Annotated in this window: 13 protein-coding genes; 5 read left to right on the forward strand and 8 right to left on the reverse strand. The window is 44.5% G+C overall.

Going from position 1 to position 15,731, the window contains the following annotated elements:
• Nucleotides 1-83: 83 nt before the first annotated feature.
• The 7 genes from ACED42_RS16350 to ACED42_RS16380 form a co-directional block, all read right to left on the reverse strand.
• Nucleotides 84-2,582, reverse strand: coding sequence for an EAL domain-containing protein (locus tag ACED42_RS16350; protein WP_371703365.1), 2,499 nt, complete (start codon nucleotides 2,580-2,582; stop codon nucleotides 84-86).
• 169 nt (nucleotides 2,583-2,751) lie between these two features.
• Complete coding sequence (yigB, locus tag ACED42_RS16355) at nucleotides 2,752-3,468, reverse strand: 5-amino-6-(5-phospho-D-ribitylamino)uracil phosphatase YigB (RefSeq protein ID WP_371703367.1); 717 nt, start codon at nucleotides 3,466-3,468, stop codon at nucleotides 2,752-2,754.
• A gap of 15 nt (nucleotides 3,469-3,483) precedes the next feature.
• Nucleotides 3,484-4,416 (reverse strand): tyrosine recombinase XerC, encoded by a 933-nt coding sequence (gene xerC, locus ACED42_RS16360; RefSeq protein WP_122047531.1) that lies wholly within the window; start codon nucleotides 4,414-4,416, stop codon nucleotides 3,484-3,486.
• Nucleotides 4,385-5,083, reverse strand: coding sequence for a DUF484 family protein (locus tag ACED42_RS16365; RefSeq protein WP_012605049.1), 699 nt, complete (start codon nucleotides 5,081-5,083; stop codon nucleotides 4,385-4,387). The genes xerC and ACED42_RS16365 overlap by 32 nt, the downstream gene beginning before the upstream one ends.
• A 43-nt stretch (nucleotides 5,084-5,126) precedes the next feature.
• The gene (dapF, locus tag ACED42_RS16370; protein WP_009848210.1) at nucleotides 5,127-5,957 is read right to left on the reverse strand and encodes a diaminopimelate epimerase; all 831 of its coding nucleotides are present in this window, start codon (nucleotides 5,955-5,957) and stop codon (nucleotides 5,127-5,129) included.
• Between the two features lie 11 nt (nucleotides 5,958-5,968).
• A complete protein-coding gene (gene lysA, locus ACED42_RS16375) occupies nucleotides 5,969-7,222 on the reverse strand; it encodes a diaminopimelate decarboxylase (RefSeq protein ID WP_009848209.1) in 1,254 nt (417 codons plus the stop codon).
• A 41-nt stretch (nucleotides 7,223-7,263) separates the two neighbouring features.
• The gene (locus ACED42_RS16380) at nucleotides 7,264-7,476 is read right to left on the reverse strand and encodes a lipoprotein (RefSeq protein ID WP_009848208.1); all 213 of its coding nucleotides are present in this window, start codon (nucleotides 7,474-7,476) and stop codon (nucleotides 7,264-7,266) included.
• Here ACED42_RS16380 and cyaY point away from each other — a divergent pair.
• Nucleotides 7,456-7,770 (forward strand): iron donor protein CyaY, encoded by a 315-nt coding sequence (gene cyaY, locus ACED42_RS16385; protein WP_009848207.1) that lies wholly within the window; start codon nucleotides 7,456-7,458, stop codon nucleotides 7,768-7,770. The genes ACED42_RS16380 and cyaY overlap by 21 nt on opposite strands.
• Before the next feature lie 71 nt (nucleotides 7,771-7,841).
• Here the strand turns inward: cyaY and ACED42_RS16390 are convergent, their stop codons facing one another.
• On the reverse strand, nucleotides 7,842-10,370 hold the full coding sequence (locus tag ACED42_RS16390; protein ID WP_009848206.1) for a class I adenylate cyclase: 2,529 nt from the start codon (nucleotides 10,368-10,370) through the stop codon (nucleotides 7,842-7,844).
• Nucleotides 10,371-10,714: 344 nt separating this feature from the next.
• On the opposite strand from ACED42_RS16390, the gene hemC reads away from it, so the two are divergent.
• The 4 genes from hemC to ACED42_RS16410 are packed head-to-tail and all read left to right on the forward strand — an operon-like array spanning nucleotide 10,715 to nucleotide 14,810.
• A complete protein-coding gene (gene hemC, locus ACED42_RS16395) occupies nucleotides 10,715-11,653 on the forward strand; it encodes a hydroxymethylbilane synthase (RefSeq protein ID WP_009848205.1) in 939 nt (312 codons plus the stop codon).
• A 2-nt stretch (nucleotides 11,654-11,655) separates the two neighbouring features.
• Nucleotides 11,656-12,384 (forward strand): uroporphyrinogen-III synthase, encoded by a 729-nt coding sequence (locus tag ACED42_RS16400; RefSeq protein WP_009848204.1) that lies wholly within the window; start codon nucleotides 11,656-11,658, stop codon nucleotides 12,382-12,384.
• 18 nt (nucleotides 12,385-12,402) lie between these two features.
• Nucleotides 12,403-13,629, forward strand: a complete 1,227-nt coding sequence (locus ACED42_RS16405; RefSeq protein ID WP_009848203.1) for a uroporphyrinogen-III C-methyltransferase — start codon at nucleotides 12,403-12,405, stop codon at nucleotides 13,627-13,629.
• Complete coding sequence (locus ACED42_RS16410; RefSeq protein ID WP_009848202.1) at nucleotides 13,629-14,810, forward strand: heme biosynthesis protein HemY; 1,182 nt, start codon at nucleotides 13,629-13,631, stop codon at nucleotides 14,808-14,810. Before ACED42_RS16405 ends, ACED42_RS16410 begins: the two co-directional genes overlap by 1 nt.
• Nucleotides 14,811-15,731: the final 921 nt, after the last annotated feature.

Below are 15,731 nucleotides of genomic sequence, written 5' to 3' on the forward strand. Positions count from 1 at the left end.
ATTCATTCCACTAAAGAGCCATCATCTGTGCCCGTGCAGTGCTTTAAAAGCAAGTCACATTAGGACGTTGAGGGCTTTAACAACTAAAACAGTCGCTTAGGCTCACCAAAGTAATAACCTTGCAGATAATCGACACCCATTTGCTCTGCAATTTCACAAACCTGTTGGTTATGGACAAATTCGGCAACTGTTTTGGCGTTAAACACCTGACACAAGCGTACTAATTGAGAGGCGATATTCCTTTGCTTTGGGTCTTTGTCGATATTGCGAATCAAGCTACCGTCGAGCTTAATGATCTGCGGCTCAAGTTTAATGATCTCATCAATATTGGAATAACCAGAACCAAAGTCATCAACAATGATTCTCGCCCCAAGAGCACGGAAGTGATCACACACTTCTATCATGCGGCCATAATCTTTGATCTGTTCAGACTCGAGAACCTCTAGACCAAGTCTAGTGGGGTCGTTCATACCACTAATCGCTGACTCGAGAACCTCAAGCGTCTTATCGCTCAGTAAGTCTTGTGGGGATAGGTTGATTGAAAAAGAACTCTGCTTATTTGCCATGTAGCCAATGGTGTTTCGAATCATGTGCCGGCTAAGGCGAGTATAGAGATGCGTGTCAGCAATAATGGGTAAGAACTTACCAGGGAGTACAATGGTACCATCCGACTCCATGATTCTGACCAAGCACTCTTGGCCAATCATTTCGTGAGTACCAGACGCTACAATCGGCTGTGAGTAGGTGATAATGTTCTGATCTAAGATTGCGCGGCTTACACAGCTCAGCCAGCCTAGTTGTTCTTTACGATCTTCCTCACTCACCTGAATGTTTTTGGCATTAGTGATGTGAGTATTGTTCCGCACCCCGTAGCGTCGAGCTTCAATCGCTTTCAACAAGATCTCATCACCGCTATCAGCTAAGAAATCACAGCGACTAGCGAAACCACCACACAGAGAAACCGAAAGGTAGTCTATGTCGGTTAATCCATATGGCTCAAAATTAATATGCTCAATACCATCAGCAAACTCGACGAAACGTTGCTCTATCTTCACGCTATCGACACTCGCGTTAAAGATAATTGCCCACTCACCGACACCAATACTGAACAGTTCAACCTTTACCTTGGATTCCTTAGCCACACTAAGGTGCAATCGGTCGACAAAATGATTCGACAGATCAAGCAGTAATTGGTCACCCACTTGATAACCGTATTTTTCGTTAACTTGATGAAAATTAGTCAGCTTCAGCGTCAACAGATGTTCATTGAATAAAATCGTATTGAGGCGTTCCTTTAATACAATACGGTTAGGTAGCCCAGTGCGAGAGTCAATACGGTAGCTTTCAGTTAAGCGACGTGCTTGTTGATGGAGTTTGTTCTCCATCTGAGTGTTCATACTGTCGAGGTCTGCGACCGCATTTCTGACTAAGTTGAGTAGTGGCGATACCGTTGAGTCTCGCTTGAAATCTTCGCAACGAAACTCATTAATCTCGTCCGACTCTCTCATCGCAATATAGGTAAGGCTGTGATGCAGTATCTCTTGGCGATCGTCGTTGCGATATAGTTCTCCCATGCAGTATGCACCACACGCGTTTACTATCCCTTCAAATGGTTTGAGCTCAAGTTTACTGTCGATAAATTCTAGTCGAGATACACAGTTATAGATGATCACAGATTCAGGCTGATGTACGGCAAGCATCTCAGCGCCGTGACGCACTTTTTCTGCGGTCAAAGAAGGATGGTTATAACAAAATTGGGCCTCTTCGCCGACATGCCAAGGGCTATCAAACTCAATACTACCATCATCATTAATACGTAGAGGCGTCGAGATGCACTTCTTTCTGCCGAGCTCTCGATACAGAGGGAAGCTCATCAACTGACTAAAAGGGAGATCTTTACCATCAGCAAGGTAATGTTTGAACACCTCTATAGCCGGCTTGTCATTCAACGCATATAAACGCTTTCCAACTGCGTGTGTCACTCGCAATTTCATCCCAATAGGATTCCACTCAGAATACGCGTCCGACCAAACCTTTAAGCTAGGGTTAGTCAATGCAACCGCAACACAAGCATGTTGGTAGGTTTGCTCATTATGCATGACCCAACGGCCATATTCATTCTCGTGGCACAGCCCACCAGCAACTGGTAATGCGTAAGGTAGACTCTCAAAGGCGCTATAAATAGGATAGTCACGCCCTTCAACCTGATCGCACAAGCTGATAACCGTTTTGGTTTCTTCTGTAAGGTTTAATTGAGAAGCGAGATCTTGGCTATCTTGATTGGGGTTTCCGGTAAACGTCTGAACTGTAGACGTTAAATGGGTATCGTTAAATTCACTGACGACGACTAAGGTACATTCATGCTTCAGGCTGTTATCACAGATAACATAACGGGCGCTCTGACCGATTAACGTCGCATGCCCTATGCGATTGAGGGCTGCATTGGCAATTCGACGAGCGATATCAGAGGACTGAGCAGAGAAAATTTGAATAAGGTACTGTTTGCTGTCACACCACTCTCGCTGATCAAATTGAGACTTAAATAACTCCTCAGTATTTGCGAGAAATGTAAATGTTTGCATGCCAACCCTTGTTCGAAATCGAGTGAAATGAGAACCCGCAACCACTGCTATGACTGAAATAAATCGATAAAAAGTAGTCGCCAATTATCCTAGCCTAAACAGGCATTGAATTGTGACTAATGTAACAATTCAATATCATAAATGCGACACAATAAGCTTACTACGGCCATTAAATTAATCGCATAAGATCACTAAGTTGCTCTATTTCAACATCAGGCAACACTGTTGCCTTCGGGGAAGAATATAAATTGGAACCCGTATCATTAAACCAGCATGCTTGGAAACCATTTGTCTTAGCTCCATAGACATCGGTTATAAGGTGGTCACCAACATGGAGAATATTCTCAGCGTCACAGTTTAGGTATTGCTGAGCTTTATCAAACATATCTGGGTAGGGTTTTGCTCTGCCGTCAGGACCGGCTTTAAGGATTAATTGGAAGTACTGCCCCAAGCCAATTTTATGTGGGTCGACATTGCCATTAGTAATCGCAACTAAAGGAATACGTTGGCTCAGCTCAGCCATCACTCGATGCGTTTCTTGTGGCACATCCACCTGATTACGCAGCCACAAAGCGTGTTCTATGCCTTCACGAGCCGCTTGTTCTGCTTGCTGCTGAGAATACCCCAGTTGTAACAAACCACGCTTAATCTGTGTTTCTCGCCACACGGTGACATCATGCTTTAACGCTGGGTTTTCAGAGGCGACTTGTTGTTTGATACCTTGCCACTCTTCTAATGAAAGAGAAGCAGACACAGGATGCTTTTGATAAAGCCACTGCGCCATCTCTTTCTCAACCTTCATGATCACAGGCCAGTTGTCGTACAAGGTATCATCCAAATCAAAGGTCATGGCTTTGATGGGCTTTAACCCTCGATAAATTCGCATAGTTAAACCTTTAATCTAATCTTTATTCTTCTTACGAGCTCTTGGATGAGCTTGGTCATAAGCTTGTGCTAAATGTTGGAAATCTAAGTGAGTGTACACTTGGGTTGTCGAGATGTTTTCATGCCCGAGCAACTCTTGAACCGCACGAAGGTTTTGGCTCGACTCCAGTACATGCGTTGCAAAGGAGTGACGCAGTTTATGCGGGCTGATGTGACTCGCGACAGATTGCTTCTTGCCCCACTCTTCCATGCGCTTTTGCACGCTGCGATGAGAGATACGAGTCCCTAACTTCGAGACAAACAGTGCAGGCTCACCCGGCGAAGCTAGTGCACCACGAACTTTGAGCCATTTATCAACCCACTCTTTCGCTAAACCAGAAAAAGGCGCTTTGCGTTCTTTGTCGCCTTTACCAATCACTCGGATTTCGCCTTGTCGACCCAACACATCTTTAAGATTGATACCGACCAGCTCGGCCAGTCGTAGTCCAGCACCATACATCACTTCCATCATCGCTCGGTCACGAATCGATAGCGGGTCATCCTCGTTTACGTCAAGCAGCTGCCCGACTTCATCAACATCGAGGTTTTTAGGCAAAGGACGCTGTTTGCGAGGTGCTGAAACCCCTTTAGCAGGATTGGCGGTCATTTCGCCACGCAAGACAAGGAAATCAAAGAAGCTGCGTAGTGACGATAAGCGAGTCGCAATACTGCTCGCTTTCATTCCTTCGCGCATGCCTTTACTTGCAAGTTGTCTTACCCACGCCGCATCGACTTGAGACCAATCCTTTAGTCCAAGAGTGACTAAATGAGCGGCCATGGTTTCAAGTTGTTGTTTGTAGTTACGTTGGGTGTGTAAGCTGAGTCCCTTCTCACTTCTAAGATATTCATAGAAGCGAGAGAGCGGCTTTTGAAGGCTATTAGGAAGAGGTATTTTGGGCTCTAGGCTCATTATTTATCTGCCAAGGTAAGGTGTCCGCCAAATGAGCGACAACAAGTGCTAAATGGCGTAAAAAGAGCGTGTCCATATGAGGCTGGAAGTGTCCGCCATCTTCACTAGAAAAAGCGAGTACACCCAGTGGAGATCGCTTAGCAAGGGGTAGCACTACATAAGAGCCTAGCTCTGGAACTGGATAATCACCAAACAAATCGTGTCTGTCTGCCTTTCTCAATCGCCCTAGATAAGCATCTTTGCCATTGAAATGGTTAAGTGAAAATTTCGAGTAACGCTCTTCATTCAGCTGATAAAAACCTAATTGTGAGAGAACTCGTACATGAGCCTTAAGCCCTAGTTCCAACGCTTTTTGTTCAACAGCCTTGATAACCTGAATGAAGTCACTGCATTTCAACACTTGAGTTTGCAGATCCATGAATTCATAGAAAGTTTTATCGTTATTCGCCGCTAGTGACATCAGGCCAGTGATCTCTTCTTCCAGCTCTTCGATTCTATGACGCTGACGTTTAAGCTGAATCTCAACCAGAGAAACAGCGCCCTGCTCAACATTATTAATAGCAAGGCGATCAACCAAATCTTTCCTGTTTTGAAAGAAATCTGGGTTATCACGTAAATATTCCGCAACCACCTCTGCAGTCAGAGTGTCGCCTTCAACGTAAGACAAAACCTATCCTTTATTTTTTATAAATCTATTTGTTATATCGTTATTAGCAAGAAAGCTGACCATCAAACACATGCGTTGCTGGGCCAGTCATCAACAGAGGTTTCCCAGGGCCTTGCCAGCTAATGTGTAAGTCACCACCAGGTAGACGAACCTTCACATTCTCAGCCAGTAAGCCTTGTGTTATACCAACAGCAACTGCACCACATGCGCCACTGCCACACGCCTGAGTTTCACCCGCACCACGTTCGTAGACGCGCAAGCGAACCTCTTCACGGTTAACCACTTGCATAAAGCCAGCATTAACACGCTCAGGAAAACGTTCGTGAGATTCAAGCAGCGGACCTAAGGTATCCACATCTGCTGTATCGACGTCATCAACTACGGTAACCACATGTGGGTTACCCATGCTAACAGCACCACAGAACAAGGTGTGTACATCCGTTCTTAGGATATACGTCTTTTCTGGCTGCTTCGCCTTAAATGGAATCTTGCCCGGTTCGAACTCAGGAATACCCATGTTGACAGTGATTAAATCATTGTCTTCAATCTTAAGAACCATTTTCCCTTTCTTGGTGCTCACGTTGATGCTGTACTTATTCGTTAAGCCTTTCATGCGAACGAATCGAGCAAAACAACGTGCACCATTGCCACACTGCTCAACTTCACTGCCATCTGCATTAAATATGCGATAATGGAAGTCAGTTTCAGGATCATAGGGAGCTTCAACTACAAGTAGCTGGTCAAAACCCACACCAGTGTGACGATCCGCCAAACGACGGATCAAATCTGGAGAAAAGAAAATATTTTGAGTAATGCAGTCCACGACCATGAAATCATTGCCCAAACCATGCATTTTAGAAAAGTGGAAGTGCATAACGCTTAAAATTACTCCGGAAGAATGTTTTCAAGTTCCCACAGACTCGTAAGCTCTTCACGCTGACGAACCAAATGAGTTTTATCGCCATCAACCATCACTTCTGCCGCACGCGAACGAGTGTTGTAGTTAGATGACATAGCGAAGCCATAAGCACCTGCTGAACGAACAGCCAATAAATCGCCCTCTTCAAGAACAAGGTCACGATCTTTACCTAGGAAGTCACCCGTTTCACATATAGGGCCAACTAAATCGTAAGTCACAGCTTCACCCTGACGCGGGCTAACTGGAACAATATCTTGCCAAGCTTGGTAAAGTGCAGGGCGCATCAGGTCGTTCATTGCCGCATCGATAATGGCAAAGTTCTTATGCTCTGTTGGCTTAAGGAACTCGACTTTTGTTAATAATACACCAGCGTTAGCCGCAATCGCTCTTCCTGGCTCGAAAATCAGCTCTAGATCAGAATGATTGTCTAGGCGAGCCAACAAGGCTTTCGCGTAGTCAGAGGGCTGTGGTGGTAATTCATCACGATAAACCACCCCCAAACCTCCGCCAACATCAAGATGCTTGATGTTGATATCGTTAGCTCGTAGTTGATCGATCAACGCAAGCAAGCGATCAGTGGCATCGATGAAAGGTTCGATATCCGTTAACTGAGAGCCGATATGGCAATCAATACCATGGATAGACAAGTTATCGAGTGTTTTAGCAAACGCATAAACAGCAGGAGCACGATCGAAGGCGATACCAAACTTGTTATCACGCAGACCCGTAGAGATATAAGGGTGAGTATTGGCATCAACATCAGGGTTGATTCTCAGTGAAATCGGCGCTTTAACTCCAAGTTCACCGGCCACTTTATTCAGTCGCTCCAGTTCTGGCTCAGACTCTACGTTGAAACATTTAATGTTCAACTCAAGCGCTCGCTTCATTTCTGCGGCTGTTTTGCCGACACCAGAGAAAACAACTTTCGCCGGATCGCCACCTGCAGCAACCACACGCTCTAGCTCACCACCAGAAACGATGTCAAAACCAGAACCCAAACGAGCTAAGGTATTCAACACGCCTAGATTCGAGTTAGCTTTAACGGCGTAACACACCAAATGCGGGTGCTCACCTACCGATGAGTCAAATGCGTTCCAGTGACGTTCTAATGTGGCACGAGAATATACATACAGCGGTGTACCATATTGCTCTGCTAGTTGTGAAAGTGCGACGTCCTCAGCCCAAAGCTGGCCATCTTCCTGATAGTTGAAGTAATCCAAAGTTCTTATCCCTTATAAATAACGATTTCTGCGTGTTTCACTTATTGTGATTGTTCAGTCTGTTGAACTTCATCAGGATCATACAAAGGACCCGTTTGACCACAACCAGAAAGTCCAATAACGGACACCATAAACAAAGCGGTAATTAGTTTTTTCATTTTGCACATCGTGATTATTAACTCAATGCCCCCTATAATCGCACCACACTCAGGAAAAGCAATAGGATAGAAAGGATGAACGAGACTGAATTTCATAAGCTGGTCGATATACAGATGCAAAACATCGAAGAAGCGATCGATGAATCAGAGGCAGATATTGATTATGAAGTGACTGGTAACGTAATGACGTTGGAGTTTGAAAACCGCAGCCAAATTATCATCAATCGCCAAGAACCAATGCGTGAGATCTGGTTAGCGTCTAAATCTGGCGGCTTTCACTTCAAGCTAGTTGACGACAAGTGGACATGTTCAAAGACGGGCATGGCGTTGTTTGAGATGGTCAAAGAAGAGTGCGAAAAGCACGCAGATGAAGAGATTAATTGGGTCTAATCATTTGTAAGCAAAACTAAAAAGGAGTGAATCAATCACTCCTTTTTTAATATCAATCAGTCTTGGTAAGACTAGATATTGACTATCTTTGAGCTCCGAGAAGCTAAAGTCGCATCGTTACGATATGGCACCACATAAGAGTTACCTTCTTCAGGGTGAACAATTTGGTAGTACTGAGGTAGGTTAAAGTTAATCAACTTAGACGACACCTTCGACTCATCTTTTACTGAAGTGTAGAAAGAATTCACGCTTGCGATCATCTCATCTTTTTCACCGCTGTACTGGTGATACACCTCAACCTGATTCGACTCGTCCAATACATAAATATTGAAACCTTTGTCGGTATCCTCAAAGAAAAATTGAATTAAACCTTCACTCGCAAAACCATCAACCACTTCTGGTAGCTGATACTCTTGCTCTTTATCGAGCATCAGTAAAGGTGAGCCCTTCAGCTTATTCGTCGAGATACTACGATAGAAATCGACCGAGTTTTCCAACATCTGTACCGATACACCACGACGTTCAAAGAACAGACCAAACATTTTGTTTGCCAGGCGAATAGCCTTAAATCGGCGGCGTTTCTCTGGCTCAATCGGTTTTAATCGCAAGTCGATACACTCGGCAAGCAGTTGATACACCATATTACGCATCACACCGCGTAGGTTTTTGCTGTAACAGAACACATCGACCGACTCTGGCGGCAACGCATCCTGGTGCATTTTACCCAGTACCGTCTTCAGCGCGTCCAACATCGCGGTTTCGCCTTGGAAATGAAGTGTACGAACTTCATGCCAAGAGTTCCGATAAACCAGATCAACACTACCGACTAAGCTCTTACCTTCTTCACCAAAACTGAAAATATCGGCATTCTTAAGATCCACTTTTAATGCGCGACCACTTAATTCAGACGTCGGGTCATTTTCAAAGTTGATGAACATCGCCAGTTGGCTTATCTCACACGGGCTCGCCAGTGCCTGCATACTCGGACGACGCTTACGCAAAGAGAAGGTATTACGTAGATCGCTCACCATTTGATAAAATTTATCGATATCAATATGAGCATCTCGAACCACAGAGTGCAAACGCGTCGACTCAGTAATCAAACCATTAAAGAACGACCAAGCAACCAACTTACTCAAGTACTCATGGTGCTCAAGTGAAGGCTGACCGAGAATGCGATGTGCAATCAAAGGCTGTTTGTACAAGTACCAACCCGCTTTATTTGACTGACCCTGACGGACTTCGATAAAGCTCAAATCTGGCTCATGGAGATCCGGGGATATTTGTGGATTCAGTAACGTCACTTTGCCTGGTAACACCTCAAACGCAGCATAAAGCTTACGTGCCAAGATACTGATATCTTGCGGGCTGATAGCTGAAGTGATGTCGTTGCGACGTGCAAATTGAATCAAATTACGATAGCTCAGCATCAAGGCATCAAGCAGCGCATGGTGTACCACTTTAACCTGCTCAACCTTCCAGTTACGGCGGTTGTCGAGCTCAGCAATGGTTTCATGTCCCCAGTTCCAAGATTTAGTCATCTCGGTTAAGGCTTCACGACGCCATGCGACAGAACCAATACCCGCATCTCGTGACAACTTCTCGTGGGTTTTAAGATAGAAGCAGCGTCTCACCAAATCCAATCGAGTATGGTCGTTGATACGTTCTAGGTAGCGAGTGACCTTTTCAAGCATCAGATAGTAGCTATCCATGCCATACAGATCAGGTTCATCTGCGAAGAAACGACGCTTGGTGTCAATACTAAGAAGCTGGGTGTTTGGGTATTCCCATGAATAAGCTTCTAACAGGATCGCCTTCAACACCGATTTATACGGTGAGTCGATACTCTTATAGAGCTGCCATAGGTTTGAACCAAAGTACTCTTCAGCAGGAATACTGTTCAGCTTGCCGAAATCGATCCACTGCGAGCAATCAAGATAACCATCATTACATAAACCTTGGACATACTCGTCGTAGCACTCCTCCATTTCTGGCGGGATGATTTGCCACAACAAACGCTGGCCAGCCAAACGAACGGCTGAGCGGTAGAACTCATCAAGCAGTAGTAAGTGCTGTGAAGAACCACAGTTATCACCGGTCATCTCTTCAGAATGATTCGAGCGGAAACGCTCTTCATCCATCAAAAAGAAGTTCGCTTCAACCCCTAAGGTTTCAGCCCAATCAGTAATAAGCAGGCATTTATTGGTCAGGCTATCGCGAGATGCGCCATCCATATCTGGAGATACACACACCCAGATATCAAGATCACTTGAGGTACTTTGACCAATAGACGAAGTACTACCCATGGTGTACAAACCCAAGATTGCTGGTTCAGCGGCCTCGGTAAGTTTTCCGCCCAGAGTTAATTCAGTATCAGAGACAAATTGCTTTTGGAATTCATTGAGCGTGAAGCTACGAATTCCAAAAGGAACTTGTTGGTCATAATAACCAGGCATCATCGGGTGATTGAAGTGAAGCAGCGCGGGGATAAGGTTAAAAACTCGCTGGCCCTGCACATTCATCAACGCCAACGCACGATCAATGCGCTGCTGATTTAGATTGTCTAATCGTTGAATCAAAGTTTGAGTGTAAGCCTGCAAGGTAAGTCCTTGGTTTGAGATTAAGTGTACTTCTGTTTAGTTACTGAACGAAAGCAGCAACAAAACGTGATCAATTTAACACTTTTACCCTTATCGGTAAAGCAAAGGACGCCGTCATACTTACGAATCCCTTGATGACTGAAAGTAAAACTCGCGGCGCCGTAGTGTCCTCTTTATTGACTATTTCTAATAATAGCCCATGTTTCAAATGAGATACCAATCACACTATTTTGGTGAACTCATGAAATTCCCTCTGCTATCAAAGTATCGAATGATCAAACAGTAAGAATTTTCGCCTCACAATGGTAGGATTAGCCTATTACAGAACCTATATCGGAAACACCATGACAAATTCAGCACCAATCCGTATCGCGACCAGAAAAAGCCCTCTTGCCCTTTGGCAGGCATACTTTGTAAGGGATGCACTGCAAGCTGCTCACCCTGGTTTAGAGGTTGAGTTGGTAACTATGGTGACCAAAGGTGACATCATCCTAGACACGCCACTTGCTAAAGTAGGCGGTAAAGGGCTATTCGTTAAAGAACTTGAAGTAGCAATGCTAGAAGGTCGTGCTGACCTAGCGGTTCACTCAATGAAAGACGTACCAGTCGACTTCCCTGAAGGTCTAGGTCTAGTAACTATTTGTGAGCGCGAAGATCCTCGTGATGCTTTCGTATCAAATACTTACAACAACATCGATGAGTTACCACAAGGTGCTGTCGTAGGTACCTGCAGCCTGCGTCGTCAATGTCAGTTGCTAGAATACCGCCCAGATCTCATCATCAAAGAACTGCGTGGCAACGTTGGTACTCGTCTAGGTAAACTCGATGATGGTCAATACGATGCTATCGTGTTGGCAGCAGCTGGCCTTAAGCGATTAGAGCTAGAAGAGCGTATCCGTAGCTTTATCGAACCTGAACAGTCTCTACCTGCTGTAGGGCAAGGCGCTGTTGGTATTGAGTGTCGTCTAGATGATGAACGTCTAATCAAGCTTCTTGAGCCACTGAACCACAAAGACACAGCCGATCGTGTGCTATGCGAACGTGCAATGAACCTAACTCTAGAAGGTGGTTGTCAGGTTCCTATCGGTAGCTACTCATTATTAGATGGCGATAATATCTGGCTACGTGCATTAGTAGGCGAACCAGATGGTTCTAAAATGGTTCGTGGTGAGATCTCTGGCCTTCGCAAAGATGCAGAAGCACTTGGCGTTACTCTGGCAAATCAATTGCTGGATGATGGCGCGAGAGAAATCTTAACCAAGCTATACGCAGACCAAGAATAACTATGACAGTGTTGGTGACTCGTCCCGGTTCAGAGGGACAATCGCTTTGCCAACAACTAGCGGATGAAGGGATTCAAGCAATCCATCATCCGCTTATTCGTATCGTTGATAATCCACACTCATCGGATTTAAGCACCCAGCTTAATAACAGCGATATCATTATTGCAGTCAGTCACCACGCCGTGACCGCTGCCCAAAACATCCTTTCGAAAACTTCATCTATTTGGCCAACTTCGCCGCTTTATCTTGGCGTTGGTCAAAAAACTGCGCACGTTTTAAGCAAAGTTAGTAAACAAAAAGTAAACTATCCCAAAGTGAGTGATAGTGAACATCTTCTCAAACTTACTGAACTTAATGGCGTAGATAATAAATCCATTTTGATACTGCGTGGAAATGGTGGGCGTGAGCTCATTAGAGATTCTCTACTCAATCGAGGTGCAAAAGTCTCTTATTGTGAGACCTACCGTAGAGAATATATTCCTATTAGCGACCACAATACCTATCAAACATGGATAAACAAAAAAACGTCCAAAGTTGTCATCACTAGTCAGGAACAATTGGAGTATCTCTGCTCAATTACCCCTGATGAGTATTTGGCTTGGCTTTCAACAAGACATTTATTTGTCCCAAGCCAGCGCATTGTAGAACGAGCACAACAACTCGGCTTCTCAAACGTGACCAATACTCACAGTGCTACGAACCAAATATTACTGGCTGCTCTCCGGCCCTAGCTAGAACAGGAAATAAGCATGACAAGCAAAAAAAATAATGAGCATATTGAACCTGAAAAGAAACAAGACACTCAGCCAGTAGTTGTTGAAAACGAAAAAGCTGACTCTACAGAGACAAAACAGCCTGAACAAAAACTTGATGCCTCTGCGTCAAATACCGCTCAAAATGAACAGCCTCAAGCTGAGCATAAAGAGCAAATAGAGAGAGCAGAAAAGCAAGGTAAGCGCGGTGTAAAACTAGGCGCTATTGCGATCGCGATTTCAATTATCTTCAGTGGCGGTATCGCATTTCAAATGCAGCAAAAGAGCGCTGAATACTCGGCTCAAATCGCTGCTCTTCAAGCACAACTGCAAAATACCCAATCTGCGGTAAATAAAGATCTACAAACCATCAAGCAAGAGACTATCCAAGAAGCATCACATGCGGTGGAGAAAACTCAAGTCGTGCAATCTCAGCAACAGAAGAGCATTCAAAGCCTACAGCTAGCGGTTGCTGATGTTAAAGGTCGCCGTCCAAATGACTGGTTGCTTGCTGAAGCTGATTACCTTGTGAAACTAGCAGGACGTAAACTGTTCCTAGAGCATGATGCCGTTAGTGCAACCAAACTAATGGAAAGCGCCGATCAACGTATCGCCGCACTGAATGACCCAAGCTTGGTCTCTCTTCGTCAATCAATGACCAATGACATTACTAAGCTTCGCACTATTCCTCTTATCGACCGTGATGGCTTAGTTCTACGCATCACAAGCCTACAACAACAAGTCGATACGCTGCCGCTTGCCAATGCAATCCTGCCTGAGGCTGCCGTTGTTGAGAAAAAAGCCGTATCTCAAGATATTAATGACTGGCAGAACAACCTGATGACGTCGATGAAAGACTTTTCAGAAAACTTCATCACATTCCGCAGTCGTGATGGTGAAGTTATTCCTCTACTCTCTCCTGAGCAACACTTTTACCTGCGTGAGAATATCAAGGGCAAACTAGAGACCGCAATTCGCGCTATCTACAAAGAACAAGGTGATGTCTACAGTGCTGCACTACAAACAGCTAACGAGTGGTCGAAGTCGTACCTAAACCAAGATAACAACTCAGTGATTGAGTTTGAGAAGGCAATTAAGCAGCTGAGCGAGCAGAATATTTCTGTGAAATACCCTGTGAAACTTGAGTCTCAAAATGAGTTATCAGACGTGATACGTGAACGCCTACGTCGTGAAGTCACCGTTATGACCACGGAGGAAAAATAATGATTCGTTGGATTTTTCTTCTTCTCGTTCTAGGTGCTGGGTTAATTGTTGGTACTCAGTTCTCTGGTCAACAAGGCTACGTTCTGATCTCAATTGCGAATAAAACCATTGAGATGAGCGTGACAACACTGGTTATCTTTGTCATTGCTCTTCTAGCGGCTCTATTCGGCTTAGAGTACCTATTTAAAAAGCTTATGTACGCAAGCTCGACAACTTGGAACTGGTTCAGTGTTCGTAAACTAAAGCGCTCTCGTCGTTATACCAATGAAGGCATCATCAAGCTTCTTGAAGGTGACTGGAAAGGCGCAGAGAAGAAGGTAACTCGTTGGGCTAACCACCACGACATGCCGCTACTTTGTTATTTAGTCGCTTCTCAAGCTGCTCACGAACAAGGCAATACAAGTGAGCGTGATAAGTACATTGAGCTTGCTAGCCAACAAGAGGACTCTCTATTGGCCGTTGAGCTAACGAAAGCAAAACAACAGATCAGTGAGTCGAACTACGAAGCCGCATTCGATACACTTTCAACATTGAAAGGTTCGTACCCGAATAACACCGCCGTACTTGGCCTGCTAAAAGCCACTTACATGCAGCTTAAGCTGTGGCAGCCACTGTTAGAGCTAACGCCTAAGCTGGCTAAGAACAAGCTTCTTACACCTGATGAACAAGTTGAGCTGGAACAGAAAGCTCAATGTGGTTTGCTTCACGATGTGGCACAGCAGCAAGGTAGCGAAGGTTTAATCAGTCATTGGAATAAGCTTTCAAGAAAGCAAAAACAAAGCTCTCACCTTGTTTCTTGTTTTGTGAAGCAACTGATCGCTCGTAAAGCTGATTCAGAAGCCTTCACAGTGATTAAAGAAAACATTGCGAAGAGTGGTTCAAATGAGCTCTATATGTTGCTTCCTGAGCTAAATCTTGCCGATCACCACCCAGTAGTTGTGATGCTAGAGCGTGCTATCAGTAAAGATGGTGGCAATGCCGAAGCACACAGCGCATTGGCTCAATTCTACCTAAGAGAACAGAAGTGGGCAGAAGCACAAAGTCACTTTGAAAAAGCACTAGCACTTCGCTCAAATGTTTCAGATTACGGATACCTATCTGATGCCCTAGAGAAGCAAAACTTAACGAAAGCAGCTCACGAGGTTTCTCGTAAAGCACTCGCTCTCGTTCAACCAGCGTAATTCAAAACGACTCAAACTAAGCCGATGTCTAGCATCGGCTTTTTTGTATCTGTTATTTACCCCTAGATAACTTCTACAACACATCTCATCGAACCCTACGCGTCCAACGCTACGCCACCAAACTAACTATTAAATTACGCAATGGAGCCTCTCAAACACACAGAGAACTACTTTAATTGTGTCTGTATGTAGTTTTGCGATTTTTATAAACAAGCCCTAAGAAGAGGCTCGAGAGGAATCATAAAGAAAAGTGACGCCTCTAAGCTGAAGAGTAAAAGGAGCTCACTTTGAGAGAAGACATTTAAAGATATTCACCAACAGACCGAAAGCCACGTTAAATCACGCTGAATTAGCAATTAAATGGCCATCAATATTCCAACTATAAAACGCTAAATCCGCGGGTTTCACGTAACTGCTTAATAGGTTCATCTATTAAGCAGTAGAGATATAGCAAGAGTTGCCGAACCAGCAAAACCTTGTGACTAAAGACGAGACATCTTTATCAACCAGTTCAAATTAGTAGGAAGTCAACCTCACTAAGACATTCTCTAAAGGTTAATCATTGAATCGATAGCCACAAATATCAACTAACGTAATCAAGCGCTTCTAGAAAGAGCAGGACTTTTATAATAAGTGTTGGAATATCAGAGTTCGTGAGCAACGAAAAACGCTTCAACAAAAGTCGGAGACGAATAATAAACTCAGATGCCGGAAACGACGAAAGCCTAGTCGTCAGACTAGGCTTTCTAATATGTGCCGGAATAGCGTGAAGTGTAGGGTCTCGATGCCTTTACAGCACTCGTACAATCTACAAGCAAAACTCTTTTCTTCAAATATAAAAAAGCCCTGCTATTTCTAGCAGGGCTTTTCTAATAAGTGGCGGAGTGGACGGGACTCGAACCCGCGACCCCCGGCGTGACA

Origin of the sequence: Vibrio sp. FF145, from assembly GCF_041439075.1 — a bacterium.
GTDB classification, from domain to species: domain Bacteria; phylum Pseudomonadota; class Gammaproteobacteria; order Enterobacterales; family Vibrionaceae; genus Vibrio; species Vibrio tasmaniensis_A.

Excerpts from the sequence above, each read along its gene's own strand:
- ACED42_RS16350 (WP_371703365.1), bottom strand. The coding sequence starts at position 2,582 with ATGCAAACATTTACATTTCTCGCAAATACTGAGGAGTTATTTAAGTCT.
- hemC (WP_009848205.1), top strand. The coding sequence starts at position 10,715 with ATGACAAATTCAGCACCAATCCGTATCGCGACCAGAAAAAGCCCTCTT.
- ACED42_RS16410 (WP_009848202.1), top strand. The coding sequence starts at position 13,629 with ATGATTCGTTGGATTTTTCTTCTTCTCGTTCTAGGTGCTGGGTTAATT.
- xerC (WP_122047531.1), bottom strand. The coding sequence starts at position 4,416 with ATGAGCCTAGAGCCCAAAATACCTCTTCCTAATAGCCTTCAAAAGCCG.
- dapF (WP_009848210.1), bottom strand. The coding sequence starts at position 5,957 with ATGCACTTCCACTTTTCTAAAATGCATGGTTTGGGCAATGATTTCATG.
- yigB (WP_371703367.1), bottom strand. The coding sequence starts at position 3,468 with ATGCGAATTTATCGAGGGTTAAAGCCCATCAAAGCCATGACCTTTGAT.
- ACED42_RS16400 (WP_009848204.1), top strand. The coding sequence starts at position 11,656 with ATGACAGTGTTGGTGACTCGTCCCGGTTCAGAGGGACAATCGCTTTGC.
- ACED42_RS16380 (WP_009848208.1), bottom strand. The coding sequence starts at position 7,476 with ATGAAATTCAGTCTCGTTCATCCTTTCTATCCTATTGCTTTTCCTGAG.
- ACED42_RS16405 (WP_009848203.1), top strand. The coding sequence starts at position 12,403 with ATGACAAGCAAAAAAAATAATGAGCATATTGAACCTGAAAAGAAACAA.
- cyaY (WP_009848207.1), top strand. The coding sequence starts at position 7,456 with ATGAACGAGACTGAATTTCATAAGCTGGTCGATATACAGATGCAAAAC.